General features: G+C 66.9%; 27 protein-coding genes and 1 riboswitch. Of the genes, 13 read left to right on the plus strand and 14 right to left on the minus strand.

Going from position 1 to position 24,958, the window contains the following annotated elements:
• The first annotated feature begins 68 nt into the window (after positions 1 to 68).
• The 3 genes from ACYYG1_RS06835 (at position 69) to ACYYG1_RS06845 (ending at position 2,448) form a co-directional block, all read left to right on the plus strand.
• On the plus strand, positions 69 to 536 hold the full coding sequence (locus ACYYG1_RS06835) for a hypothetical protein (protein WP_461209546.1): 468 nt from the start codon (positions 69 to 71) through the stop codon (positions 534 to 536).
• A gap of 427 nt (positions 537 to 963) precedes the next feature.
• Positions 964 to 1,755 (plus strand): nitroreductase family protein, encoded by a 792-nt coding sequence (locus tag ACYYG1_RS06840; protein WP_461209547.1) that lies wholly within the window; start codon positions 964 to 966, stop codon positions 1,753 to 1,755.
• Positions 1,756 to 1,791: 36 nt separating this feature from the next.
• Positions 1,792 to 2,448 carry a flavodoxin family protein gene (locus tag ACYYG1_RS06845; protein WP_461209548.1) on the plus strand — a complete coding sequence of 219 codons (657 nt, stop codon included), beginning with the start codon at positions 1,792 to 1,794 and terminating at the stop codon, positions 2,446 to 2,448.
• Positions 2,449 to 2,512: 64 nt separating this feature from the next.
• Here ACYYG1_RS06845 and nadB read toward each other — a convergent pair whose 3' ends face one another.
• Genes nadB through nadC form a run of 3 tightly spaced genes read right to left on the minus strand, consistent with a single transcriptional unit; the run spans position 2,513 to position 6,018 of the window.
• A complete protein-coding gene (nadB, locus tag ACYYG1_RS06850; protein ID WP_461209549.1) occupies positions 2,513 to 4,096 on the minus strand; it encodes an L-aspartate oxidase in 1,584 nt (527 codons plus the stop codon).
• Between the two features lie 12 nt (positions 4,097 to 4,108).
• Positions 4,109 to 5,140 carry a quinolinate synthase gene (locus tag ACYYG1_RS06855; RefSeq protein ID WP_461209550.1) on the minus strand — a complete coding sequence of 344 codons (1,032 nt, stop codon included), beginning with the start codon at positions 5,138 to 5,140 and terminating at the stop codon, positions 4,109 to 4,111.
• Positions 5,137 to 6,018 carry a carboxylating nicotinate-nucleotide diphosphorylase gene (gene nadC / locus ACYYG1_RS06860; protein WP_461209551.1) on the minus strand — a complete coding sequence of 294 codons (882 nt, stop codon included), beginning with the start codon at positions 6,016 to 6,018 and terminating at the stop codon, positions 5,137 to 5,139. The genes ACYYG1_RS06855 and nadC overlap by 4 nt, the downstream gene beginning before the upstream one ends.
• A gap of 138 nt (positions 6,019 to 6,156) precedes the next feature.
• Between nadC and mgtE the strand changes: the two genes are divergently transcribed.
• The gene (gene mgtE, locus ACYYG1_RS06865; protein WP_461209552.1) at positions 6,157 to 7,515 is read left to right on the plus strand and encodes a magnesium transporter; all 1,359 of its coding nucleotides are present in this window, start codon (positions 6,157 to 6,159) and stop codon (positions 7,513 to 7,515) included.
• 212 nt (positions 7,516 to 7,727) lie between these two features.
• A complete protein-coding gene (locus ACYYG1_RS06870; RefSeq protein ID WP_461209553.1) occupies positions 7,728 to 7,886 on the plus strand; it encodes a YqaE/Pmp3 family membrane protein in 159 nt (52 codons plus the stop codon).
• A 56-nt stretch (positions 7,887 to 7,942) separates the two neighbouring features.
• Here ACYYG1_RS06870 and ACYYG1_RS06875 read toward each other — a convergent pair whose 3' ends face one another.
• The 8 genes from ACYYG1_RS06875 to ACYYG1_RS06910 all read right to left on the minus strand — a co-directional run bounded on the left by ACYYG1_RS06875 (position 7,943) and on the right by ACYYG1_RS06910 (position 14,839).
• A complete protein-coding gene (locus ACYYG1_RS06875) occupies positions 7,943 to 8,719 on the minus strand; it encodes a protein phosphatase CheZ (RefSeq protein ID WP_461209554.1) in 777 nt (258 codons plus the stop codon).
• Between the two features lie 23 nt (positions 8,720 to 8,742).
• Positions 8,743 to 9,258, minus strand: coding sequence for a PilZ domain-containing protein (locus ACYYG1_RS06880; protein ID WP_461209555.1), 516 nt, complete (start codon positions 9,256 to 9,258; stop codon positions 8,743 to 8,745).
• Between the two features lie 40 nt (positions 9,259 to 9,298).
• Complete coding sequence (locus ACYYG1_RS06885) at positions 9,299 to 9,736, minus strand: NIL domain-containing protein (RefSeq protein ID WP_461209556.1); 438 nt, start codon at positions 9,734 to 9,736, stop codon at positions 9,299 to 9,301.
• A gap of 38 nt (positions 9,737 to 9,774) precedes the next feature.
• On the minus strand, positions 9,775 to 10,695 hold the full coding sequence (gene ybgF, locus ACYYG1_RS06890) for a tol-pal system protein YbgF (RefSeq protein WP_461209557.1): 921 nt from the start codon (positions 10,693 to 10,695) through the stop codon (positions 9,775 to 9,777).
• Positions 10,692 to 10,913 (minus strand): PLDc N-terminal domain-containing protein, encoded by a 222-nt coding sequence (locus ACYYG1_RS06895; protein WP_461209558.1) that lies wholly within the window; start codon positions 10,911 to 10,913, stop codon positions 10,692 to 10,694. The genes ybgF and ACYYG1_RS06895 overlap by 4 nt, the downstream gene beginning before the upstream one ends.
• A gap of 3 nt (positions 10,914 to 10,916) precedes the next feature.
• Complete coding sequence (gene lspA / locus ACYYG1_RS06900; RefSeq protein WP_461209559.1) at positions 10,917 to 11,420, minus strand: signal peptidase II; 504 nt, start codon at positions 11,418 to 11,420, stop codon at positions 10,917 to 10,919.
• Positions 11,421 to 11,462: 42 nt separating this feature from the next.
• Positions 11,463 to 14,291 carry an isoleucine--tRNA ligase gene (ileS, locus tag ACYYG1_RS06905; protein ID WP_461209560.1) on the minus strand — a complete coding sequence of 943 codons (2,829 nt, stop codon included), beginning with the start codon at positions 14,289 to 14,291 and terminating at the stop codon, positions 11,463 to 11,465.
• A 143-nt stretch (positions 14,292 to 14,434) separates the two neighbouring features.
• A complete protein-coding gene (locus ACYYG1_RS06910; RefSeq protein WP_461209561.1) occupies positions 14,435 to 14,839 on the minus strand; it encodes a hypothetical protein in 405 nt (134 codons plus the stop codon).
• A 332-nt stretch (positions 14,840 to 15,171) separates the two neighbouring features.
• A riboswitch (cobalamin riboswitch) is annotated at positions 15,172 to 15,376 on the plus strand.
• Positions 15,377 to 15,520: 144 nt separating this feature from the next.
• On the opposite strand from ACYYG1_RS06910, the gene ACYYG1_RS06915 reads away from it, so the two are divergent.
• The 5 genes from ACYYG1_RS06915 to cobI all read left to right on the plus strand — a co-directional run bounded on the left by ACYYG1_RS06915 (position 15,521) and on the right by cobI (position 20,066).
• Complete coding sequence (locus ACYYG1_RS06915; RefSeq protein ID WP_461209562.1) at positions 15,521 to 16,420, plus strand: sirohydrochlorin cobaltochelatase; 900 nt, start codon at positions 15,521 to 15,523, stop codon at positions 16,418 to 16,420.
• Positions 16,421 to 16,424: 4 nt separating this feature from the next.
• Complete coding sequence (locus ACYYG1_RS06920) at positions 16,425 to 17,504, plus strand: FecCD family ABC transporter permease (RefSeq protein ID WP_461209563.1); 1,080 nt, start codon at positions 16,425 to 16,427, stop codon at positions 17,502 to 17,504.
• Positions 17,501 to 18,313 carry an ABC transporter ATP-binding protein gene (locus tag ACYYG1_RS06925; RefSeq protein ID WP_461209564.1) on the plus strand — a complete coding sequence of 271 codons (813 nt, stop codon included), beginning with the start codon at positions 17,501 to 17,503 and terminating at the stop codon, positions 18,311 to 18,313. The genes ACYYG1_RS06920 and ACYYG1_RS06925 overlap by 4 nt, the downstream gene beginning before the upstream one ends.
• On the plus strand, positions 18,306 to 19,196 hold the full coding sequence (locus ACYYG1_RS06930; protein ID WP_461209565.1) for an ABC transporter substrate-binding protein: 891 nt from the start codon (positions 18,306 to 18,308) through the stop codon (positions 19,194 to 19,196). The genes ACYYG1_RS06925 and ACYYG1_RS06930 overlap by 8 nt, the downstream gene beginning before the upstream one ends.
• 156 nt (positions 19,197 to 19,352) lie before the next feature.
• Positions 19,353 to 20,066, plus strand: coding sequence for a precorrin-2 C(20)-methyltransferase (gene cobI, locus ACYYG1_RS06935; protein WP_461209566.1), 714 nt, complete (start codon positions 19,353 to 19,355; stop codon positions 20,064 to 20,066).
• 60 nt (positions 20,067 to 20,126) lie between these two features.
• Here cobI and ACYYG1_RS06940 read toward each other — a convergent pair whose 3' ends face one another.
• The 3 genes from ACYYG1_RS06940 to ACYYG1_RS06950 form a co-directional block, all read right to left on the minus strand.
• On the minus strand, positions 20,127 to 20,285 hold the full coding sequence (locus ACYYG1_RS06940) for a rubredoxin (protein ID WP_461209610.1): 159 nt from the start codon (positions 20,283 to 20,285) through the stop codon (positions 20,127 to 20,129).
• Between the two features lie 110 nt (positions 20,286 to 20,395).
• Complete coding sequence (locus ACYYG1_RS06945) at positions 20,396 to 21,028, minus strand: class I SAM-dependent methyltransferase (RefSeq protein ID WP_461209567.1); 633 nt, start codon at positions 21,026 to 21,028, stop codon at positions 20,396 to 20,398.
• 2 nt (positions 21,029 to 21,030) lie between these two features.
• The gene (locus tag ACYYG1_RS06950; protein WP_461209568.1) at positions 21,031 to 21,255 is read right to left on the minus strand and encodes a rubredoxin; all 225 of its coding nucleotides are present in this window, start codon (positions 21,253 to 21,255) and stop codon (positions 21,031 to 21,033) included.
• Positions 21,256 to 21,393: 138 nt separating this feature from the next.
• Here ACYYG1_RS06950 and ACYYG1_RS06955 point away from each other — a divergent pair, with 138 nt between their 5' ends.
• The 3 genes from ACYYG1_RS06955 to ACYYG1_RS06965 all read left to right on the plus strand — a co-directional run bounded on the left by ACYYG1_RS06955 (position 21,394) and on the right by ACYYG1_RS06965 (position 24,732).
• Positions 21,394 to 21,876 (plus strand): alanyl-tRNA editing protein, encoded by a 483-nt coding sequence (locus tag ACYYG1_RS06955; protein ID WP_461209569.1) that lies wholly within the window; start codon positions 21,394 to 21,396, stop codon positions 21,874 to 21,876.
• A gap of 41 nt (positions 21,877 to 21,917) precedes the next feature.
• The gene (gene trhA, locus ACYYG1_RS06960; RefSeq protein ID WP_461209570.1) at positions 21,918 to 22,580 is read left to right on the plus strand and encodes a PAQR family membrane homeostasis protein TrhA; all 663 of its coding nucleotides are present in this window, start codon (positions 21,918 to 21,920) and stop codon (positions 22,578 to 22,580) included.
• Positions 22,581 to 22,920: 340 nt separating this feature from the next.
• The gene (locus ACYYG1_RS06965; RefSeq protein WP_461209571.1) at positions 22,921 to 24,732 is read left to right on the plus strand and encodes a methyl-accepting chemotaxis protein; all 1,812 of its coding nucleotides are present in this window, start codon (positions 22,921 to 22,923) and stop codon (positions 24,730 to 24,732) included.
• Positions 24,733 to 24,958 lie beyond the last annotated feature (226 nt).

Raw genomic sequence — 24,958 nt, forward strand, 5'->3', positions numbered from 1 at the left:
CCACGGCCCGGTCCCGCAGCACGCAGGGCCGGGCCGTGTTCGTCTGAGAGTCCAGGAGGACAAAACTCATGACCAACCCCATGATACAGCGGAAAAACGCCCTCAGGCTCGCCCTGGGCCTGTTCCTGACCCTGTTCCTGGTTTCGGCCCTGGGGGGCTGCGCCCTGCGCGACGCGCTCCTGGCCCATGGCCTGTCCTTGCCCCAGGCCACGGTGCGTACCTACACCCTGGCCAAGGATCCGGAGGAGGCCATGCGCTGCTTCCCGGATTCCTGGCCCCAGGCCGAGCGCCGGGCCATGTTCGGCAAGCTGGGGCAGTGGACCGCCCAGCGCGTGCTGTCCGTCAAGCCCACCCGCTTCGCCGGGGAGCCCCTGGCCGTGTACGGCAAGGCCATGGTGGTGGTGGAGGCCGCGGACAAGGAAATCCTGCAGGAAATCACCCGCGAGGACGGCTCCACGCAGCGCTGGTGGTATCTCCTGCGGGACTGCGCGGGCCAATGGAAGATCCTGGCATTGTACCGCAATTCCGGCCAGTAGGCCGTCTCGCCTCCGGGGGCGGCCCGGGCGCCTTGTGCAAGATGTGCATCCTGTTGCACACATTTTGCACTTTTCTGTGCAGTCTTGTGCACTCCGTACTCCGTTCGAAAACCTCCTCTGATATATTTCCATGTGATTCAAAGCGATTACGCGCTTGGCACGGAGCTTGATAGGTGAGTGCCGGATGTGATCGCATCTGGCTCCTTGAACCATTCACATCCACTTCGGTGCTCTCGCCATGGGTCCCTTCTCCTCCTCTCAGGGACCCGCGAACATCAGCGCCCCGGTCTATCCCCCCCTGGACCGGGGCGCTCCTGTTTTGCGGGGCCGGGGTTTCCCAGAGGAAACCAGGGCACCGGAAAGTGCCTTCTTGCCGTGGTGCCCAAAACTTGTGCTATACAGTTCCGAAGACCATGGGAGGAAATCCATGAATCTCATCACAATCGACACCGACACGTGCAACCGCGACGGCCTCTGCGTCCGGGCCTGTCCCGTCGGGCTCATCGAGATGGAAGCGGGCGGGGCCGTTCCCGCCGCCATCGCGGGCGCGGCAAAGGCCTGCATCCGGTGCGGCCACTGTGTGGCCGTGTGTCCCACCTCGGCCCTGACGAACAACCTGATGCCCCTGGAGGAATTCCATCCGGTCCCCGCCAACAGACCGGGGCCCGATGAGGTGGAGGCGCTGCTCCTGGGCCGCCGTTCGGTGCGCGAGTTCCGCAAGGCCCCCGTGTCCAGGGAACAGCTGGAACGCCTGCTGGAGGTGACCCGACGCGCGCCCACTGCCTCCAATTCCCAGAACGTCTCCTGGATCATGATCCAGGACTGCGCGCGCCTGGAAGAAATCAGGGAGCTGACCGTGCAGTGGATGGGCCGGGACCCGCGCCGCGCGCGCCACGTGCAGCTGGCCGAGCGGGGCAGGGACGTGGTCCTGCGCGGGGGCACGGTACTGGCCGTGGCCCACGCGCCCGAGAAATACGTCTGGAACGACGTGGACTGCGCCATCGCCCTGACTTATATGGAACTGCACGCGGCCTCCCTGGGCCTGGGCGTATGCTGGGGCGGGCTGGTCACGGCCGCGTCCTGGGCGGAACCCGCCCTGGCCCGGGTCCTGGGCCTGCCCGAGGGGCAACGGGCCGGGGGCGCGCTCATGCTCGGCCTGCCGCGCCAGAAGCACTACCTCGTCCCGCCGCGCAACGCCGCGCGGGTGACCTGGCTGTAGACGCCGTTTCGACCTTCAGGCCGCAAGGAGGCCATCTTGAAAGTATTGGGAATCTGTGGCAGCCCGCGCAAGAAGGGCAACACCGCGACTCTCATGGAGCACGCCCTGAAAGGGGCGGCGGACAAGGGCGCGGACATCAGGCTGGCGCATCTCTACGGATACGAGTTCAAGGGCTGCGTGAGCTGCTATTCGTGCAAGAAGCCCGGGGGCGCGCATTACGGGCGCTGCGCCGCGCGGGACGGCCTGAGCCCGCTCCTGGAGGAGGCCATGGCCGCCGACGCCCTGGTCCTGGGCTCGCCCGTGTTCTACGGGGGGCAGAGCGGCGTCATGCGCTGCTTCCTGGAGCGCCTGCTGTATCCCCTGTATCCGTTCTCGGACCACAAGACCCTGGGCTCCAGGCCCATTCCCTCGCTGTTCATCTACACCATGGGCGGCCCCCGGGCCCAGGCGGAGAAGGATAGCTATTTCGAGGGTATCGACCTCATGACCCGCTGGCTGGAGCAACTGCTGCTGGCCCCGTCCAAGGTCCTGATGCGCTGCGCCACCATGCACCAGGACGACTACACGCCCTTCGGGCCCCTGCGCTTCGACGTGGAGGCCAGACGCCGGGACTTCGTCGAGACCTTTCCCCGGGACTGCCTCGAAGCCGAGAGCATGGGGGCCTCCCTGATCGGGGAGGCGCACTTGCCATAAACGAAAAACGCCGCCCCGAGGGCGGCGTTTTTGTTGCTTTTGAGCGCGCAGGGGACTCCGGCCCCTATTTGACTCGGTAGTGGCAGCCCTTGGTCTCGGTGTTGCGCATGGACGCCAGGGTCACGATATAGGCGGCGTAGGCCCCGTGGAACAGGTCCACCAGGGCCTTGGACATGGGCGTCCTGCGGTAGAAGTCCTGCAGGTGGCGATAGAGGCTGCGCATGTCGTCGAAGGCCCGGTGCAGGCGGTCGTCCGTGCGCGTGATGCCCACGTAGTTCCACATGGTGTGGCGCAGGGAGGCCCAGTCCTGGGCGATGAGGGCCGGGTCCTCGTTGTGCACGTTGCCGGGGTTCACCCAGTCGGGCATGGCGTCGGCCATGCGGTGGGACAGGCCCGCGCGCGAGCCGTAGCGGGCCGCGATGTCCTGCCCGGCGGCCATGCCCCAGACCAGGCCCTCCAGCAGCGACGTGCTGGCCAGGCGATTGGCCCCGTGCAGGCCCGTGCAGGCGCATTCCCCGCAGGCGTAGAGGCGCTCCAGGGTGGTGCGGCCGCGCGTGTCCGTGAGCACGCCGCCGCAGAAATAATGGGCCGCGGGCACCACGGGAATGGCCTCGCGGGTCATGTCCACGCCGATCTCGCGGCATTTCTCCAGGATGGTCGGGAAGTTGGAGGCGATGTCCCGGCTCACGTAGTTGGCCGCGTCCAGAAACACGCAGTCCTCGCCCGTGGTCAGCATCTCCTCCTGGATGGCCCGGGCCACGATGTCGCGCGGCGCCAGGTCCGCCCGGGGATCGTGGCGCTGCATGAAGGGCTCGCCCTTGGAGTTCACGAGCTTGGCCCCGGCCCCGCGCACGGCCTCGGAGATCAGGAATTTGCGCGGCGCGCGGTGGAACAGGGACGTGGGGTGGAACTGGACGTATTCCGCGTTCACGGTCTTGGCCTTGGCCCGCGCGGCCATGACCATGCCCGAGCCGATGCTCGACGCCGTGTTGGTGGTGTGCAGGTAGATCTGGCCCATGCCGCCCGTGGCCAGCACGGTGTAGTCCGCCAGGATGGTCTCCACCTGCCCCAGGTCCTGGTTCAGGACGTAGGCCCCGCAGCACTGGTTGGTGAGCTGGTACTTGAAGTCCAGGTTGGTGGAGTGGTGGTGGGTGGTCAGAAGGTCCACGGCCGTGCGCCGGGTGAGTACGGTGATGTTCGCGGTCCGCAGCACTTCCTGCTTGAGGCAGTCCATGATGCTGCGTCCCGTGTAGTCCGCGGTGTGCAGGATGCGGCTCTTGCCGTGCCCGCCCTCGCGCACCAGGTCCCAGGAGCCGTCCTCGTTCCTGGCGAAGCCCACCTTCAGGCGGTCGAAGAGCATCTCCTCCACGGCCCTGGGCCCGCGCCGGGCCAGATAGCGCACGGCGCGGCGGTTGTTGATCTTCCAGCCCGCCGTGAGGATGTCGGCCTCCAGTTCGCGGGGGTCGTCGTCCTCGGCGCGGTAGATGATGCCGCCCTGGGCCAGGGTCGTGTTGCCCTTGTCCAGCGCGTCGTCCGCCGTGATCAGGGTCACCTCCAGGCCCGCGTCGGCCAGGGTCAGGGCCGTGGTGCCGCCCGCGATGCCCGAACCGATGATCAGGACCTGGGTCTTGAAGCGAAGGCTGTCCATTGAACGTGTTCCTTATGCGCAGACGTCCAGCATGCGCTGGATGGCGATTTTCGCGTCCCGGGCCACGTCGGCGGGCACGGTCACGGCCGGGGCCGCGTCCAGGTCCGTCAGCAGTTCGGCCAGCTTGGCCTCGGTGGTCATGGCCATGCTGGAGCACATGCTCGGGGTCAGGGGGCGGATCATCTTCCGGCCCTGCCAACGCTTGGCCAGGCGCTCCACCAGGCTGATCTCCGTGCCCACGTAGATGGCCGCCCCCTCGGGGGCCTTGGCCACGTAGTCGATGATGAAGGAGGTGGACCCGTCGGCGTCGGCCGCGGCCACCACCTCGGGATGGCACTCGGGGTGGACCACCACCAGGGCGTCGGGATCCCGGCGGCGCACCTCGTCGATATGGCTCTTCTTGAAGCGGTGGTGCACGGCGCACAGCCCGGGCCAGAGCAGCAGCTCCTTGTCCGCCAGGGCGTCGGGCTCCACACGGCAGCCATGGTCGCGCACGTCCAGCCGGACGCGGACCTCGGGGCGCAGGCCCAGCTTGTCCGCCGTGTTCATGCCCAGGTTGGCGTCGGGCAGGAACAGCACGCCCTGGCCGCGCTCCAGGGCCCAGGAAAGCATCCTGGGCGCGTTGGCCGAGGTGCACACGCCGCCGCCGTGGCGGGCCACCACGGCCTTCACGCTGGCCTCGGTGTTCACGTAGGCCAGGGGAGTGACCGTGCGGCCCTGGGCGTTCAGGCGGCGCAGCACGGCGTCCAGGAGCGCCCAGGGGGCCATGCCCGACATCACGCACCCGGCGTCGGGCGCGGGGGCCGTGACCTTCTGGCAGTCCTGGGCCAGGACGCGCGCGGTCTCGGCCATGAAGCTCACGCCGCAGAACACGATGTGCTCCGAGGTCAGGCCCGGCACCTTGCGGGCCAGCTCCAGGGAGTCCCCGACCTCGCCGCAGTGCCGGATGACCCGGTCGTTCTGGTAGTGGTGGCCCATGACCGTGACCCGGGGGCCGAGCTCCTCCAGCCGTCTCTCTATGATCTGCGTGGGATTCTCGCTCATGACTTCTCTCTGGTTGCGATGCGCATGCTGAAGTCCGCGGCCGGGGCCGAGTGGGTCAGTCGCCCCACGGACACGAAATCCGCGCCCGCGGCCGCTATTTCGGCGATGTTCGTGAGATTAACGCCGCCGCTGATTTCCGTCTCGATGCCCTCGGGCACCAGGGCCAGCACGGCCGCCAGTTCCGACGGGGGCATGTTGTCGAGCATGATGCGCTGGACCCGGGCCTGAACGGCCTGACGCACCTCGTCCACGGTGCGGCATTCCACCTCGATGGGCGGGCAGGGGGAGTAGGCCGCCCTGAGCGCCGCCACGGCCGGGGCGATGCCTCCGGCGCGGTCGATGTGGTTGTCCTTGAGCATCAGCATTTCGGCAAGGTCCATCCTATGGTTTTCCCCGCCGCCCATCAACACGGCGTATTTCTCCAGATAGCGCAGGCCCGGCAGGGTCTTGCGCGTATCCAGGAGCCGGGTGCGCGAGCCCGCGAGCAGGCGCGCATAGGAGCGGGTCAGGTTGGCAATGCCCGAAAGGTGGGAAAGGTAGTTGAGAATAATGCGTTCGGCCGTGAGCAGGGTGCGCGCCGAGCCCGAGAAGCGGGCCACCACGTCGCCCACGGCGGCCTCGGAGCCCTCTGCGGCCAGGAGCTCGGCGCCCTCGGACGCCCCGGGCTCCACCTGATCCAGGATCAGGGGCGCCAGGGCCAGGCCGGCCACCAGGGTGGGCTCCTTGGCCACGATCACGGCCTCGGCCCGCTCCCCGGGGGGGAACAGGGCGTCGCTGGTCAGGTCGCGGCCGTCTTCGGCCAGGGCCCGGGTTATGGATTCGCGGACGAAAGCCAGGCGGGGTTCGCTGAAGAACGCGGCAAAAGGCTTGGAGTTCATGGTCCCTCCGTGGACGGCGGGACGCTGATGGATAAGGCGCTCCGCAGGGTGTTTGGGCTTACGGCAAAGGCGCGTGCCCGTCAAGTTCACTGCTTTCTCCTTTGACCTGCGAGGCCGTATGGTATACCTCATGGCGCCATGACGGAGAAAGAATACAGCCCCCGGAACGGGGAGGAACGCCCCCTGCGCGTGCCCGACGCGGGCGAGATCGAAGAGGCCCTGGCGGCCGATTTCGAGAACGCCCACCCGGCCGACGGGGCCGACCTCCTGGAGGATCTCCCGGTGCCCGACCAGGTCGGGGTCTTGCAGACCCTGGCCTTGGACGACGCCGCCGACGTGGTGGCCGAAATGGAGAAGCACGACCGCGCCATACTGATGCGCGCGCTGCCTCCGGATTTCGCCGCCGACATTCTGGAGGAGATGTCTCCGGACGACGCCGCCGACGTTCTCGACGACCTGGACGCCGCCCACCAGGAACTGCTCCTGGACAGGGTGGAGAGCGAGGACGCCCGGGAAATCGAGACCCTCATGAACTTTGACTCCGAGACCGCGGGCGGAGTCATGAACACCGAGGTCACCCTGGTCAACCAGGACCTCACCGCGGACCAGGCCATCCAGCTCATCCGCCACGCGGCCGAGGAATCGGAAATTCCCTATTACGCCTACATCGTGGACGGCGACGAGCGCCTGGTGGGCGTGCTCTCGTTGCGCAACCTGATGCTGGCCCGGCCGCGCATGCCCCTGCGCGAGATGCTGGAGACCCAGCAACTGGTGACCACCACCCCCGACGTGGACCAGGAAGAGGTGGCGCACGTCCTGTCACATTACAACTTCCTGGCCCTGCCCGTGGTGGACGCGGATGGGCGGCTCCTCGGCGTGGTCACCCACGACGACGTCATCGACATCATCCACGAAGAGGCCAGCGAGGACATGTTGGGCATGGTGGGCGCGGGCCAGGACGAGACCGTGGACACCCCCTGGCTGCGCTCGGTGGGCATGCGCCTGCCGTGGCTGGTGGTCAACGTGGCCAACTCGGTGCTCGCTGCCCTGGTGGTGCACCACTACGAGGGCACCATCGCCCAGATCACCATTCTCGCGGCGCTGATGCCCATGGTGGCGAACCTGGCGGGCAACGCGGGGCAGCAGTCCCTGGCCGTGATGATCCGCCAGTTGGCCATGGAGGGATGGGACGCCAAGCGCGCCTGGTTCGCGGTCTGGCGCGAGTCGCGCATCGGCGTGGTCAACGGGCTGGCCATGGGCCTGCTCATCCTGCTGGGCGTGGTCGTCTTCACGGGCAAACCCATCCTGGCCGCCGTCATGGCCCTGGCCCTGGCCCTGGACCTTGTGGTGGGCAGCGTGTCCGGGGCCATGTTCCCGGTGGTGCTGCGCATGCTCGGCCGCGACCCGGCCCAGGCCTCGGCCATCTTCCTGACCACGGTGACGGACACCATGGGCTTCCTGCTGTTCCTGGGCCTGGCCAAGATGTTTCTTTTGTAGCCCTAGGCTGCCCACAAACGCACGATCGCTTCGTTGCTGCGAAAAATGCAAACCTTCGCGTATTGGAATACGCGTCGGTCTTGCATTTTCCTTGCGCCTTGCGCTCGCACATTTGTGAACAGCCTAGGACGCTTTTCGATTCTACGCGGGCTGTCCCGGACCCGGATTTTCGCGTATGCTGTCCGCAGCATGAACCCGAAACCGGAGGCCGTATGGAACTCATCCGCATCATCATCTCCGTCCTGGTCCCGCCCCTGGGGGCCTTTCTCAAGGTCGGCCTGGGCCTGCACTTCTGGCTGAACCTGGTGCTGACCCTGTGCGGGTACGTGCCGGGGCTGGTGCACGTCATCTGGCTGCTGGTCAGGAAATGAAAAAAGGCCGCCCCTCCCGCGCGGGAGGGGCGGCCTGAAAGCCGGAAGGGGAGCGGCTACAGCCCGAGCTGCGCCAGGAGGTCGTCCACGTCGGCCTGGGAGGTTCCCTCGGACGGGCCTTCGAGCTTGGAGCCCTTGACGGCTTTGCCCTTTTCCAGGGCCTCCAGCTTCTGCTGGGTCTCCTTCTCGATGTCCTGGTCGTCCTTTTCGGGTTCCTGGTCGCGCACGCGGACCTTGAGGCCCGTGCTCATGTAGACGTTGAACACGATCTCCTCGATGCTCTTGAGGGCCGTGATGATCTTCTTGATGCGCTGGCCCGTCAGATCCTGGAAGGAGAGGGCGGTCATGATCTCCATGAGATCCTGCTGGTTGCGCTTGTTGAGCTCGATGAGTTCGTTGACGTTGTCCTTGCTCGCGCCGCCCGTGCGGAACTGCTGCAGCACCTCGCCCACGTTGATGACGCGCTGCTGGTGGGCCTCCACGATGTCCATGATGGCCACGGTGGCGTCCTCGGTGGACTTGAGGATGGCGTCCAGCTGGTCCGAGGCCTGGTTGATGAGTTCGTTGGTCTGCTCGGGCTGGGGCAGGCCCTTGGCCACGTCCTCCTTGGTCTTGTTGATCTCCTTGTAGATCTTCTCCAACCCTTCGCGCATGTCGTCGTTGACCTTGCGGAAGAATTCCCCTTCCTTGAGGGCGCGGGTCAGGGTCTTGGAGAGCACCTCCGAGATTTCCTTTTGCACGGCCTCCAGGAGGATGGCGTCCAGGCCGCCCACAACCTTTTTGGTGATGTCCTGGACCAACTGGTCGATCTGCAGATTTTCCGCGGGAGTCATGACTGGCGTCCTTGTCTTGAGGCCTATGTGGCCCATTTGGTTTCGCGTATGCGGGCTCGCTGTTCCTGAAACACGAAACCCACCAGGGCCTCCAGGTCCGCTTCGCGGACCCGGGTGAAGGTCACGGGACGTCCCGGCCCCGAATCGGCCGGCTCCACCACGCCCACCACCGAGGCCACGCGCAGGGGAAACTGATTCAGCACCAGGGCGAACTCAAGGGCGTCGCCGTCCGCGAAGTCTCCGGTGGTGGCGAAACGCAGGCCGTCGCCGCCCACCTCCACGACCTCGACCTCCGCCGCGAACTCGTCCTCCAGCCTCTTCTGGTTCAGGAGGCTGATGACCGTGTCCAGCTTGGCGTCCAGGGAAACCATGAAGTCCGTCACGGCCTGGGACAGGCCGCCCGAGGCCAGATCCGGCCCCGCGTCGCCCTCGGCCAGGGCCGGGTTGTCGTAGGCCAGGGGCAGGGCGTCGCGCGAGGGAGCGGGGCGCACGTAGGCCCGCACTCTGGTCTCAACCCGTGCAAAGCCTTCGTCGTCCATGGTTCCCTCCGGCAGGCCGCCCGAAAGCAGCGATCCGCGGTTAGTCGTTTTCCTCTAACTGCACCACCATGGCGTTCACCGGGCAGACCCTGGTGCACATGCCGCAGGCCGTGCATTTTTCCGAGTCGAACTCCACCTTGCGCGTCACCGGGTGCACGTGCAGGGCCTGGCTGCGGCACAGGGCCGTACAGACGCCGCAATCGATGCACGAATCCTCGTCGCGGAATATCTTCTGGGCCACGTGCTCGACGCGGATACCCTGTTCCTTCAGGTAGTTGACGCCCTTGCGGTAGTTGTCCTCGGTGCCCGTGAGCTCCAGGGTCATGCGGCCTTCGCCCCGGGGCAGGATGTGCGCCTGGAGGATGTTGAAGGTCAGGTCGAAGAGCCGCGTGAGGTTGCACATCACGGGCCTTCCCGAGCGCTCGGGCGGGAACTTGAGGTAGACTATCTTGCGCTGGGCCTTGATCACGTCCTGCATGGATTTCTCCGGCCCCCGGATGCGGGGGCCCGTTCGTATTACTTCACTTGTTTGAGGATGGTGGCCGCGCGCTTGCCCTCGGGGGCCTGGGGGAACTGCTTGACCACGTCCTTGAGCAGCAGCTTGCCCGCCTTGACCCGTCCCAGGCGCATGAACGAGATGCCCTGCTTGAGGAGTGCGGTGGGGTATTTGGTGCTCTTCTTGTACTTGTCGATGACCACCTGGTACTTGAGGACCGCCCGCGCGTAATCCTTCATCTGGTAATAGCACTCACCCTGCCAGAAGAGGGCGTTGGGAACAAGCCTGTGCTCGGGAAACGAGGACACGAACTCGTCCCACAGGGCCACGCCCTGGCGGTAGTCGCTGGCCTCGAAGGACGAGCGGGCGCTCTTGTACAGGGTGGAGGCGGCGTCCGCCGTGACCTGGGCCGCGGTCTGGTCCGGGGCCGAGGCGTTGGGGGTGTCGGCCGCGGTGGAGCTTTCGCCGGCCGGTCCGGCCTCGGGGCCTCCGGGCAGGGTGGCGTTGACCCCGTCGGGCTGCGGCTGGGCCGCCGGCGGAATCATGCGCTCGGCGCGGATGGCCGCCAGGTCCACGTCGGCCCCAAGCTGCGAATTGAGGCGCTGCCAGCCGATTTTCACGTCCTTGACGTCCTCGCCCAGGGTATCAAGGGCCTTGGCGCCGAGGTCCATGCCCTCGTGCACGCCCGCGACGTCCTTTTGCAGGGCTTCGAGCTCGCTCCTGGTCTGGGCCAGCTCCTGGCGCATGCTCTGCACCTGGGCCCAGAGATCGGCCTTTTCCGAATCCACCTGGGTCGCCTGCTCCACCTTGCCCTCGAGTTCGTCGATGCGCAGTTTCTGCTCGTAGACCCGGTTGTCCAGGGTCCGCACGTCCTCGGGTTTCACGCAGGCCGTAAGAACGGTACAGGCGGCCAGGGCCGCGAATATGAGTATGCGTTTCATGTCGTTTTCCTTGCTCTGGTCCGTCCCCAGCCCAGGTAGGCGATGCCACCCGCGAAGGGAATGAAGACTATCACGACCAGCCAGATCATCTTTTCCTGGACGGTCGGGAACTCACGCCAATAGGCATGCCAAATACCCCAAAAAGATATGCCGAGGCAAATGATGGTTACGGCCAGGACGACCAGGAACCAGGGGGGCAGGTCGGCAAGTATCTGCACGGTCTACTCCTTGGGGCGCCTGCGCTGCCCGCGATCCGTGATGTAGAAGGAGATCAGCAGGAGGGTCACGCCCACGCTGATGCCCATGTCCGCCACGTTGAAGGCGGGCCAGTGCCAGCCGCCCGCGAAGAAGTCCAGGAAATCCACCACAAGGCCCAGGCGCACGCGGTCCACGAGGTTGCCCAGGGCCCCGCCCAGGATCAGCCCCAGGCCCGTGGCCGAGAACCATTCGCGGGCCTGCCCGCCGCGGATGAGGTGGATGACCACGAAGCTGGCCGCCAGGGCCACGGCCACGAAGAACGGCCGCTGCCAGGAGATGTCGTCCTGGTTCAGGAACCCGAAGGCCGCGCCCCGGTTGAGCACGTGCACCAGGTTGAAGAACCCGGGGATGATCTCCACGCTCTCGTATTGCGCCAGGGACGCCTGGACCCAGAACTTGGTGCACTGGTCCAGGACGAGCACGATGGCGGCCAGGGACAGGGGATAGGTGAAGCGCGAGCGCGTCATCGCATCCCCCGGAGCCTTGGTCCTCGCTGCATGGCCGTCTCCCTAGTCCGCCGTGCCCTCGGCGCGCAGCACGGCCGCGCAGCGCGGGCAGACGTCGGCGTGGTCCGCGTCGCTTCCCAACTCCTGGCTGTACTTCCAGCAGCGCTGGCACTTCTCGCCCGGGGCCACGGCCACGGCCACCTTCAGGCCGTCCACTTCCTCGCTCTCGAAGGCGTCGGCGGGGGCGTCGGCCAGGGGGGCCAGTTCGGCCTTGGACACGATGCAGATCTCTTCCAGGTCCACGCCCCGGGCCGAGAGGTCGTCCAACAGCTCCTCGCGGGCGTAGAGCGTGACGTGGGTGTTCAGGCTGTGGCCCACGGTCCCGGCCTTGCGCACGGGCTCGATGGCCTTGGTGACCTCGGCGCGCACGTCGGCCACGGTCTCCCAGCGCTGGCGCTCGGCCTCGGGCAGGAGATAGGCCTCGTCCATGGCGAAGCGCATGGCCAGCACCGTGGGCACGTCGGGCTTGATGGCCTTAGGCAGGTGCGAGAAGGCCTCCTCGGCCGTGAAGGTCAGTATGGGCGCGATGTCGCCGATGAGCGTCAGGGCGATCTGCCAGAGGGCGGTCTGGGCGCTCTTGCGCTCCACGGAATCCTGGGCGGACACGTACAGGCGGTCCTTGACGATATCCAGGTAGAAGGCCGAGAGCTCCGTGACGCACATGTTGTGCAGGGCGTGGTGCACGCGGTGGAACTCGAACTCGTCGTAGCCGCGCAGCACGCGCTTGTGCACGCCGTTAACCAGGGTCATGGCGAAGCGGTCCAGGGGCAGCATGGCCTCCGGGGACACGGCGTTCACCGCCGGGTCGAAGTCGCCCAGGTTGCCCAGGAGGTAGCGCAGGGTGTTGCGGATGCGGCGGTAGGCGTCCACCAGGCGCGAGAGGATGTCGTCGGAGATGCGCACGTCGTCCTGGTAGTTCACGCTGGAAACCCACATGCGCAGGATGTCCGCGCCGAACTTGTCGATGATCTCCTGGGGCGCCACCACGTTGCCCACGGACTTGGACATCTTCTTGCCCTCGCCGTCCACCACGTAGCCATGGGTCAGGACGTTCTTGTAGGGTGCCACGCCGCGCGTGCCCACGCTGGCCAGCAGCGAGGAGTGGAACCAGCCGCGATGCTGGTCCGAGCCCTCGAGGTACATGTCCGTGGGGAAGGACAACTCCGGGCGCTTCTCGGCCACGGCCGCGAAGCTGGTGCCCGAGTCGAACCAGACGTCCAGGATGTCGTCTTCCTTTTCCCAGTGGTTGCCGCCGCAGTGGGGGCAGACGAGGCCCTGGGGCACCACGTCCTCCATGGGGGCCTCGAACCAATAATCGCAGCCGCGCTCATGGGTCTCGAACCTGTCCACGATGCCCATGACCCAGTCCTTGTCGAACCATGCCTCGCCGCAGTCCTTGCAGAGCAGGGCAACGATGGGCACGCCCCAGGTGCGCTGGCGCGAGATGCACCAGTCCGGGCGGAATTCGATCATGTTGTGGATGCGCTCGCGGCCCCAGGCCGGGATCCAACGCACGTCGTCGTTGATGGCCTTCAGCGCCTTGTCGCGCAGGCCGTTCTCCTCCATGGAGATGAACCACTGGGTGGTGGCCCGGTAGATGACGGGCTTCTTGCAGCGCCAGCAGTGGGGGTAGGAGTGGGAGAGGTTCTCCCGGGCCATGAGACGGGAAAGCTCCGTGAGCTTGGCGATGACCGGCTCGTTGGCCTCCTCCACGCGCAGGCCCGCGAAGAATTCCACGCTGTTCAGGTAGCGGCCCTGGTCGTCCAGGGGCGAGAGCACGTCCAGGCCATACTTGAGGGCCATCTCGTAGTCCTCGCGGCCGTGGCCCGGGGCCGTGTGCACGCAGCCGGTGCCCGCCTCCAGGGTCACGTGGTCGCCGAGAACGAGCACGGACTCGCGGCCGTAGAAGGGATGGGAGGCCTTGAGGCCCTCGAAGGCCTCGCCCTTGGCCTCTGCCACCACCTTGGGGGCGTCCCAGCCGAACTTCTTGGCGCAGTCCTCGAGGAGGCCCTGGGCCAGCAGGAAGTATTCGCCGCAGACTTCCACCAGCACGTAGTCGAACTCGGGGTGCAGGGCCACGGCCAGGTTGGACGGCAGGGTCCAGGGCGTGGTGGTCCAGATGACCACGTAGGCCTTGGCCGGGTCCACGGCCGGGGCGACGTCCTTGAGCTTGGGATCGTTCAGGGGGAAGCGCACGTAGATGGAGGGCGAGGTGTGGTCCGCGTACTCCACCTCGGCCTCGGCCAGGGCGGTCTGGCAATCGTTGCACCAGTAGATGGGCTTCTTGGCGCGCACCACCGAGCCCTTGCCCATGAAATTGCCCAGCTCGCGGGCCGTGGCGGCCTCGTACACGGGCTTCATGGTCAGGTACGGGTCGTCCCAGGTGCCCAGCACGCCCAGGCGCTTGAATTCCCCGCGCTGCACGTCCACCCATTTCTCGGCATAGGAACGGCAGATCTTGCGCACCGTGAGGGCGGGCAGGTCGGTCTTGCCCTTTTCGCGCAACTCCTGGGAGACCTTGTGCTCGATGGGCAGGCCGTGACAGTCCCAGCCGGGCACGTATTCGGCCTTGGTCCCGGCCATGTTGCGGGACTTGACGATGATGTCCTTGAGCACCTTGTTCAGGGTCGTGCCCAGGTGGATGTGGCCGTTGGCGTAGGGCGGGCCGTCGTGCAGCACGTAGCGGTCCGCGCCCTCGTTGGCTTGGACCATGGCCCCGTAGGCGTCGATCTTCTCCCAGAAGGCGAGGGTCTCGGGCTCGCGCTGGACCAGGTTGGCCTTCATGGGAAAGGACGTCTGGGGCAGATGCAGGGTCTTCTTGTAATCGCTCATGGTGCGGTCAAATCCTTGTAAGGAAAATGTTGGTGCGAAAGGGAGGGCACCAATTTAGTCAACTGCACCCTAAAGTCAAGGCGAGAGGGGGGGCGGCGGCCCCGGGCGGACCGTGAGGCGCGGGCTCGCGGCCCGGGGCGGCCCTAGGCGGCCATGCCGGGGAACCGCGCGCGGGAGAGCAGGTCCTGTTCCACCAGGGCCATGAGCCGCCTGGCGCAGCTCCTGGCGGCCAGGACGGAATCCGAAGGCCCGTGGGGCGCGGCGGCGTCCAAATGCAGGCGCACGCGATAGCGGGAGTCGGGCACGGGGCGCTCCAGGGCGGTGCTGTCCTGCTTGTCGGGCGCGGGCGCGACCTGCTGGCCGTGGGAGCCGCCGTAGGTCACGGGGGAGACCTTCAGGCGCACGCTGTGGGAGCCCGAAGGCGCGGCCTGGTCCGTGACCCGCGACAGGGCCTCGCGCTCCTGCGAGTCTTCGGCGCAGGTCACCGGGGTGGCGAAGGCCACGATCAGGGCCAGGAACAGAAACAGGAACAGGGGCGTCCAGCGCATGCGATCCTCTTGAAAATTGGTAAAGTTTTTCATGCGGACAGTGAAACTCACCGCGCCGCAACGGACACACGGGATCGTTTGCAACTCGCGGGCCAGGGCGCGCCGGGCCTTGCGCGGCGGACTTCCCGAGGCGAAGGGGCGGGCAGCGGGGCGAATAGCCCAACAACGGAAAGGGGCGCGAGGGACTCTAGAAATTATGAGATTTTTTTATAACTGGCTGTATTTTCAAGATATTATCAAAAGACGAGACGGACACCTCGGGTAGCCAAAAATACGACGTCCCGGATGCGGCGCGCCCCCCCGGGGCGATGACAAATCCCGCGCTTTGGCGTAAGAGGATGCTTCCTCAAGGCGGCCCGCTTGTCGGGCCAGGGAACCCGGTGCGAATCCGGGGCGGCCCCGCCGCTGTGATCCCGGCCCTTCCCGCGCGGAAGGGAGGATGTCCGTTTCATGACGCCACTGGACGCGTTAAGCGCTCCGGGAAGGCGAAACGGACTCCGGGAGAGCCAGAAGACCTGCCTTGGGGCCTGCGCTAGCCGCCGGGCGACGAGGGCATTCGTCAGGCGGGTTCGACGTTCCCCGTACATACGTCCGGCGCTTACCCGGCCCGTTCCATGGGAACGGCCGGCTCCACTCCATTGTTTCAGGCCGCCCACCTGTACGAACGCAGGAGGTTTGTCCATGCGCTTCGTCCCCGGCTTCAAAGCGGCGTCCGCCGCGACCCTGGCGCTGATCCTGTGCCTCATTTGCATCCCCGCCCTGGCTGGCCACGACGGTGCCAAGGCCCCCAAGAAGGGCATCCTGCTGGTGGCCTTCGGCACCTCCGTGCCCGAGGCCAAGGTCTCGTTCCTGGACATGCAGAAGCAGGTCGCCAAGGACTGCCCGGGCGTGCCCGTGCGCTGGGCCTATACCAGCAACATCATCCGCCACAAGCTGCAGAAGGAAGAGGGCGTGTCGCCTGATTCCGTGCAGACCGCCCTGGCCAAGATGATGGACGAGGGCTTCACCGACGTGGCCGTGCAGTCCCTGCACACCATTCCCGGCGAGGAGTTCCATCAGAAGGTCCTGTCCGTGGTGAACTCCTTCCGGGGCATCCCCGGCGGGTTCCACAAGCTCAGCGTGGGCCTGCCCATGATGACCGGGCCCGGCGACATGGAAAAGGTCGTGGACGCCATCCTGGCCACCACGCCCAAACAGCGCAAGAAGGGCGAGGCCGTGGTGCTCATGGGCCACGGCACCCACCATGCGGGCAACATCTACTATCCCGGCCTGCAGTGGTATCTGGCCCAGAAGGACTCCGACATCCTGGTGGGCACCGTGGAAGGGACGCCCAGCCTGGACTACGTGGTGGCCGAGCTCAAGGCCCGCAAGGTCAAGGCCGTGTGGCTCCGGCCCCTGATGTCCGTGGCCGGCGACCACGCGCGCAACGACATGGCCGGCGCGGAGGACGATTCCTGGATCTCCGTGCTGACCAAGGCCGGCTTTAAGGTCACCCCCGTCATCAAGGGCACGGCCGAATACCCGGCCTTCCGGGCCATCTGGGTGGAGCATCTGAAAGCCGCCCTGGCCACTCTGGACTAGCATCATGAACGGACAGGGGACGGACAGGGGGCGCCTGGGCGCCGGACACGCGCAGGCGGCCACGACTCCGCTTCTGGCGGGGCTGGGGCTGGCCTCCGTGGTTTCGGTGTTTCTGGCCTGCCTGTTCGGCCCCTTGTCCGTGCCCGCGGGCGAGGTCCTGGGCCATCTCTGGTCCGGGCTCACCGGGGGGCTGGCCGACCCGATCCCCGTGGCCGGGGTGGTGGTCCTGGACATCCGCCTGCCCCGGGCCTGCCTGGCCTGGCTCACGGGCGCTTCCCTGGCCATGGCCGGGGCCGTGTTCCAGGGCATCCTCCAAAACCCCCTGGCCGACCCCTTCACCATCGGCGTGTCCACGGGCGCGGCCTTCGGGGCCACCGTGGCCATCTTTCTGGGCATTTCAACCCTGCCCGTGCTGGCCGGGGTGGGGCTGCTGCCCCTGGCGGCCATGGCCGGGGCCGGGGCGGCGCTGACGGCGGTCATCGCCCTGGGCAGCGTGGCCGGGCGGTTGCGGCGCGAAACCGTGGTCCTGGCGGGCATCGTGGTGGCCACCTTCCTTTCGGCGCTCATCTCCCTGCTCAAGTCCCTGGACGAGGAGTCCGTGACGGGCATCGTGTTCTGGGTCATGGGCAGCTTCCAGGGCCGGGGCTGGGCCCACGTGGCATTCGTCTGGCCCTACATGCTGGCCGGCGGCCTCGCGGCCCTGGCCTGGGCCCGGGAGGTGGACCTCTTGTCCATGGGCGACGCCCAGGCCCGCATGCTGGGGCTGGACGCCGACCGTTCGCGCCTGCGCCTGCTCCTGGCGGCCAGCCTGCTCACTGGCGCGGCCGTGTCCGTGTCCGGGGTCATCGGCTTCGTGGGGCTGGTGGTGCCGCACCTGGTGCGCATGGCAGTGGGCGCGGAGCACCGCCGATTGGTGCCCGCATCGGCCCTGGCCGGGGGCGTGGCCCTCATCTGGTCCGACGTGCTGGCGCGGGTGCTGCTGCCCGGCGGGCAGGAACTGCCCGTGGGCGTGGTCACGGCCCTGTTCGGCGGGCCGTTCTTCTGCCTGCTGCTCAGGCGGCGGGCCAGGGGAGGCGCGCTGTGATCCGGGCCGAACACCTTTCCTGCGCCCACCAGGGGCGCACGGTGCTCTCGGGCGTGGACCTGCGCCTCGGGCCGGGCACCATCACCGGGCTCCTCGGCCCCAACGGCAGCGGCAAGACCACGCTGCTCTCGACCCTCTCCGGGGTCCTCGCGCCCGCTGCGGGCCGCGTGCTTTGGACCGGGCCGGGCGAACAGTGCGAAGTGCATTCCATGGCCCCGCGCCAGCGCGCCCGGCGCATCGCCTGCGTGCCCCAGCGCGCCGAGACCACCTTCGCCCTGCGCTGTTCCTCGGTGGTGCTCATGGGCCGCTACGCGCATCAGGGGCTTCTGGGCCGGGCCTCGGACCGGGACATCGCCGTGGCCCGCGAGGCCCTGCGCCTGGCCGGCGTTCCCGGGCTCTGGGACCGGCCCGTGGATCAGATTTCCGGGGGCGAGTTCCAGCGCGTGCTCGTGGCCCGCGCCCTGGCCCAGGAGGCCGAGGTGCTGCTCCTGGACGAACCCACGGCCAGCATGGACATGGCGGGCACCGTGGCCCTGTTCGACCTGCTGCGGGAGCTGGCCGACGCCGGGCGCGCCGCCCTGGTGGCCGTGCACGACCTGAACCTCGCGGCCCTGTACTGCGACGAGCTGCATTTCCTGAAGGACGGGGTCGTGGCCGTGTCCGGGAAGGTGGAGGAGGTCTTCGACGCCGACACCCTGACCCGCATCTACGGCACGCGCATCCAGGTGGCCCCGCACCCGGGCACGGGCGCCCCCCAGGCGCACTGGGTGCCCGGGGCCAGCCATATGCGGGAGGTTTTCAATGGGTAGACGGCTGATGGCCGCGCTGCTGTTCCTCGTCCTGCTGCTCCCCGCCGCCCGGCCCGCATCGGCCGGGGGCGTGCGGGCCGTGGACGGGCAGGGCGCGCGGATCGAACTTGCGGCCCCGGCCCGGCGCATCCTCTGCCTGTACGGGGCGTTTTCGGAGCTGTACCTGGCCATGGGCCTGGGGGACCGGCTGGTGGGGCGCACCATGGCGGACGAAACCGTGCCCGGGCTCGCGGCCCTGCCCAGCGTGGGTACGCACATGCGCCCCAGCCTGGAGCTGGTGCTGGGCCTCAGGCCCGATCTGGTGGTGCAACTGGCCGGGCGCAGCCAGGCCGCCCAGGCCGTGGCCGCCCTGCGCGAGCACGGCCTTACCGTGGCGGTGTACAACCCCAGGAATTTCGAGGAATTGTTCCAGGCCGTCCAGTCCCTGGGCGCGCTGGCAGGGGCCGAGGCCGAGGCCGGGGCGCTCACGGACTCCATGCGCGCGCGGCTGGACGCCGTGGCCTCGCGGCTGGGGCCGGAGCCCGGGCGGCCCAGGGTGTTTTTCGAGGTCCGCGCCCAGAGCCTGCTGGCCGCCGGGCGCGGGGGCATCGTGGACGACGTGATCCGCCGCGCGGGCGGGGAGAACGCCGTGGATTCGTCCAAGAAGATGGTGCGCCTGGGCGAGGAGGCCGTGTACGGCCTCGACCCGGACGTGTACGTGGTCCAGAGCGGGGCCATGAACAAAAATCCCCTGCCCCCGGCCGAGCGGCCGCTTCTGGCGTCCCTGCCCGCCGTGCGCCGGGGCAGGGTGCTCACCGTGGACGAGGGCCTGTATTCCCGGCCCGGCCCCAACGCGGTGCGGGCCGTGGAAGAACTGGCGGAATTTCTGCACCCAGGCCGTTGAAAAACAGCGATCTGCTGCGTTGCTGCGAAAAATTCAAACCCTCACGTACGGGGAGTACGCTTCGGTCTTGAATTTTTCTTGCGCCTTGCATCTCACTATTTTTGAACGGCCTGGGAAGAATAATTTTCGGAATTTTGATAAACAAAAGGAAAAGTAATGGATTACGGAATATTGTACGGCGTGGGCGTGGGCCCGGGCGATCCCGAGCTGCTCACGGTCAAGGCCGTGCGCGTGCTGGGCGAGGCCCACAAGGTCTATGCGGCGCGCTCCAGCAAGAACACCCACTCCGTGTCCCACGGCATCGTGCGGCCGCATCTGCGCCCGGGAGTGGAGGTGGAGACCCTGGCCTTTCCCATGACCCGCGACAAGGCCGCCCTGGACGCGGCCTGGACGGAAAACGCCCGGGCCGTGCTGGCGGACCTGCGCGCCGGGCTGTCCGTGGCCTTCCTGACCCTGGGGGATCCGCTGACCTACAGCACCTTCGGCTATCTCCTGCGCACCCTGCGCGGGCTGGATTCCAAGGCCCCGGTGGAGGTGGTGCCCGGGGTGACGTCCTACTGCGCGGCGGCGGCCGCCGCGGGCACGGTGCTGGCCGAGGCCGAGGAGACCCTGGCCGTGGTCTCCGGGGCCAAGGGCGGGGACGCCCTGCGCAAGGCCGCGCGCACGGCGGACAGCGTGGTGGTGCTCAAGGCCTACAAGCATTTCGACGACATCTTGGCGGCCCTGGACGAGACGGGCCTGCGCGAATCGGCCGTCCTGGTCTCCAACTGCGGGCAGGAGGGGGAACGCATCCAGAGCGACATGGACCCGGAAGGGGCCCATCCGCAGTATTTTTCCCTGCTTCTGGCGCGGCGCAACGGCAAGGCCTGAGCCCCGCCGGGACATAAAAGCAACGCGGCCCCCGGATTCTCTCCGGGGGCCGCGCCGTTGTTATTCGACTTTCTCGAAATATTCCTTTTCCGCGCCGCACTTGGGACAGACCCAGTCCTCGGGCACCTGCTCCCACGGGGTTCCGGGCTGCACGCCGTTCTCCACGTCGCCTTCCTCGGGATCATAGACATAGCCGCAAGGGCATTCCCACTTGTCCATCATGGCCTCCTTGGCGGGGTTTGAACATAGTAAACGTTCTCAATAAAATAGCACGGGCAGGGGAAAACGCAAGACCTGAACGCGGAAAATGGGCGCGGAGGGGAAGAGGGCTAGATGCCGAAGGGGCCGTCCGGCTCGGAAACGTCGTCCACCGGGTCGGCGCCCTCGGGCGCGGCGGTGCCGGACGCGGCGTTCCTCGCCGTGGCCCAGAGGGAGAACGACTGGGGATCGCGGACGACCTTCACGTCCCCGAACCCGGCCCCGGACAAGGCTCCGGCCAGGGTCTCGGCGGTGAATCCGATGCCGTGGGCCAGGAAGCGGTTGCCCTTGGCCATGGCCGCGCGGTGCCCGTAGATCATGTCCAGGGGCATCACCGGCCCCAGGGGCGTGGAGTAGAGCGCCTCCTCGGCCTTGCCCTCGGCCACCATGGCGGCGGCCTGCTGCAGATCGGGCACGGAAATCACGGCCAGGCCGCCGGGGCGCAGCACGCGCCGGATTTCGGCCAGGGCCCGGGGAACGTGATGGGGCGGCATGCGAACCAGCTCGTGGGCCGAAAAGACCCCGTCCACGGACTGCGGCCCCACGATGCGCATGTCCCTGGGGTCCGCCACGAAATCCGGACGGGATTCGGGCGTCGGGTCCAGGCTCAACACTTTCCATTCCTTGGAGGAAAACGCGGGGGGCAGCTTCCCGGGCTTGTTCAGCCCGCTGCCGATGTGCAGCACGATCTTGTTTCCGGCCATGGTCATTCGTCCCTATCGCGGATGGCGAAATCCTTCAAGGGCGCCCCGCATTTGGGGCAGGTGAACCCGGGGTCCACCTGGGCGAAGTCCGCGCCCGGGGCCAGGCCGGCCTCGGGGCAGCCCCGCGAGGGGCGGTAGGTCCAGCCGCAATGCAGGCAGGAATAGAGGTCCAAGCGGCGGTCCAGGCGGGGTTCGGAGCAATGCGCGTCGTTGTTTGATGCATGCATGGGAGTGGGTCCTCGGTGGGCGCCGATGAAGCGGCGCACACAGGATTTCTACGGCATGGGGAGTGAGGATTCAAGTCTTTACGGCCCGGGCGCGGCAGACTATGCCGGAAGGGAACGGGCAACACCAAGGAGTCCTTTATGAGTTCCCAGAAGGCCCCGCGCATGCACACGGCGGAGCACGTCCTGAACCAGACCATGGTCCGCATGTTCGGATGCGGGCGCTGCTTTTCGGCCCACGTGAATCCCAAGAAGTCCAAGTGCGACTATCGCTTCGAGCGGCCCCTGGCCCCCGGGGAGGCCCGGGAGCTGGAGGCGCGCGTGAACGACGCCCTGGCCCGCGACATGGCCGTGTCCGCCGAAGCCGTGGCCCGGGACGTGGCCGCGCGGGAATTCGACCTCGGCCGCCTGCCCGACCCGGACGTGGACAGCGTGCGCATCGTGCGCGTGGGGGACTACGACGCCTGCCCGTGCAGCGGCGAGCACGTGGCCCGGACCTCGCAGGTGGGCGCCTTCCGGCTGGTCTCCCACAGCTTCGAGGACGGGATGCTGCGCATCCGCTTCAGGCTCGACGAGCCTCCAAAAGGCCCCGGAGGGGTGGACGCGGCGTCCGGAGACATGTAATAAGCCTGCTAAAGTGGTCCTTGGAAGACGTGGGAGGCGGCATGAAACGATTTTTCAAAGCCTTGCGCGACCCGGTGAGCGGGCTCACGCACCTGGCCGGGGCGATCCTGGCCGTGGCCGGGCTCGTGCTGCTCCTGGTCAAGGCCTCCGACCCGGCCAAGCCCTGGCACCTGGTGAGCTTCTCGGTGTTCGGGGCCACGGCCATCGGCCTGTACCTGGCCAGTTCCTGCTACCACCTGATCCCCTACGGCGAGAAGCGCACCCCGCGCCTGCGCACCCTGGACCACATCATGATCTTCTTCCTCATCGCGGGGACGTACACGCCCATCTGCCTGATCCCCATTCGTGGGCCCTGGGGCTGGAGCCTGTTCGGGGTGGTCTGGGGGCTGGCCGTGGCCGGGCTGGTGTTCAAGTTGTTCTGGATGCAGGCCCCCCGGTTCCTGTACACGGGCACATACGTGCTCATGGGCTGGCTGGTGGTCATCGGGGTCTACCCCCTGGTCCGGAGCCTGCAGCCCGGCGCCCTGGCCTGGCTTCTGGCCGGGGGACTGTTCTACACCGCCGGGGGCGTAATCTACGCCCTCAAGCGCCCGGACTTCTGGCCGGGCCGGTTCGGCTTCCATGAGCTGTTCCACATCTTCGTGCTCCTGGGCACGTGCTCGCATTTCTGGGTCATGTACCGCTACGTGACCGAATTCTCCTGATTTCTCCCTTCTTCCTCTGAGCCGCGCGTTTTCCCGCGTCCGGGATTCGCCGCGTCTTCCATCGATGGAAATATGTTTTTCCATCGCGCCCTGTTGCACATTCACGTTGTAAAATATGGATTCAAACGGCGTTTTTCATTCAATTCGTTGTATGAATTGCATTATTTAAGCGCAAAATAAATACACAATGCGCGATATCTTATATGTCACGCTGTTTTCAGAAGGCAACACTGCGTACCATGATAAATATTTGCTGACATTTTCTTGTCACCCTAGAATTTTTATGTATATTATAAAATCAGGCTGATACCGTACTGCATAGTTCACAGGAGGAGTAAAGATGCTCAGGAAATTCACCATCACCGCGCGAATGATCTTTCTTGTTCTTTTCATGATCCTGTTTTCCTTGGCAATTTGCCTCGCTTTCTCGTTCTATATGACCAGTGTGAAGAACGCCTCCCTGCACGAGGCCCAGGTGGTCATGACCCAGGGATACGAGCGCACCCTCCAGTTCTCCTGCCAGTCCATGGCCACCGATCTGGAAAGGGTCTACAACCTTTCCCGGCAGCAGGGCGGAAACCCTGAGGAAGCGTTCCAGGAGGTCGTCGCAAGCGTGCGCTACGGCACGGACGGCTACTTCTTCATCTACAACACCCAGGGCCTCATCGTGGCCCATGGCGTGAACGCGGCCCTGGTGGGAACCGGGGGGCTCAACCAGCAGGACACCAAGGGCAACTACTATACCAGGGAAATGATCGATAAAGCCCAAAAGGGCGGCGGGTTCGTGACCTACTGGTTCCCCAAGCCCGGTGAAAAGGAATCCAGCCCCAAGATGGCCTACGCCCTGTTCATCGGCGACTCTGAATACACCCTGGCCACGGGCATCTACGTGGACAGCATCGAAACCGAGCGTAACCGCATCGACACCGACCTCAACGCCATCCTTACCGCGGCCCTGACCACGGTGGGCGTCTCCGTGGGCGTGGTCTTCCTGTTCCTGATCCTGCCCCTGGCCGTGTTCATCGTGCGCAGCATCCTCGGCCCCCTGAAGCTGGCCACGGCCAACGCCCAGGAAGTGGCCCAGGGCAACCTGGACGTGCACGTGATGGTGGTGGGCCGCGACGAGATCACCCGCCTGGAGAACGCCTTGGACCAGATGATCTCCACCCTGGCCGAGAACATCAAGGAGATCGAGGCCAAGAGCGCCGCTGCCGAACAGAAGGCCCGGGACGCGGAGATCGCCACGGCCGAGGCCGAGGAAGCCCGCAAGCAGGCCGAACGCGCCAAGAGCGAGGGCATGCACCAGGCCGCCGAGCGCCTGGAGGCCGTGGTGGCCCGTGTGGCCGCCGCTTCCGAGGAAATCTCGGCCCAGTCCGACGAGATCCGCCACGGCGCGGAGATCCAGAGCGAACGCATCTCCGAGACGGCCACGGCCATGGAGGAGATGAACGCCACGGTGCTTGAGGTGGCCAAGAACTCCGGCGAGGCCGCCGAGGTGGGCGTGGAGGCCAAGACCAAGGCCCAAAGTGGCGCGGATATCGTACGCCGGTCCATCGAGGCCATGAAGGTCACGCAGGCGCAGACCCTGCAGCTCAAGGAGAACATGGGCCACCTGGGCCAGCAGGCCGAGGCCATTGGCAACATCATGAACGTCATCGAGGACATCGCCGACCAGACCAACCTCCTGGCGCTCAACGCGGCCATCGAGGCCGCGCGCGCGGGCGACGCGGGCCGGGGCTTCGCCGTGGTGGCCGACGAGGTGCGCAAGCTGGCCGAAAAGACCATGGGCGCCACCAAGGAGGTGGGCGACTCCATCCGCGCCATCCAGGAGGGGGCGCGCCAGAACATCGAATCCGTGGATCAGGCCGCGCAGGACATGGACAAGGTCGTGGAGCTGACCAACGAGTCCGGCAAGGTCCTGGGCGAGATCGTCAACGGCGTGGAGATCAGCGCCGACCAGATCCAGGGCATCGCCACGGCGGCCGAGGAACAGTCCGCCACCAGCGAACAGATCAACCGTTCCATAGACGAGGTCAACCGCATCACCATGGAGACGTCGCAGGGCGTGGCCCAGACGGCCGAGGCCGTGCGCGAGCTCTCCAGCCAGATGATGGAGCTCAACGACCTGGTCCAGGAACTCAAGAACGCCTAACCAAGCCGACCAAGCCTGGGGCCGGGGACGTTCCCCGGCCCGCCCCTTGAAGCCCCCTCCGTGCCTACCGGAGGGGGCTTTTCCCATTGCCGCGCGGCGAGCCACTGGCGCGGTTCCCGGATAAGCCACCGTTTCCGTTTCAATTTCCGGTTGCCTGCGCCCGCCCCGTCCCTGCGGGTTTCCTTGCTGACAGGAGCGCCCGGCTGTGCCATGACTAGCATGGACC

This window comes from Desulfocurvus sp. DL1XJH-121, from assembly GCF_054819825.1.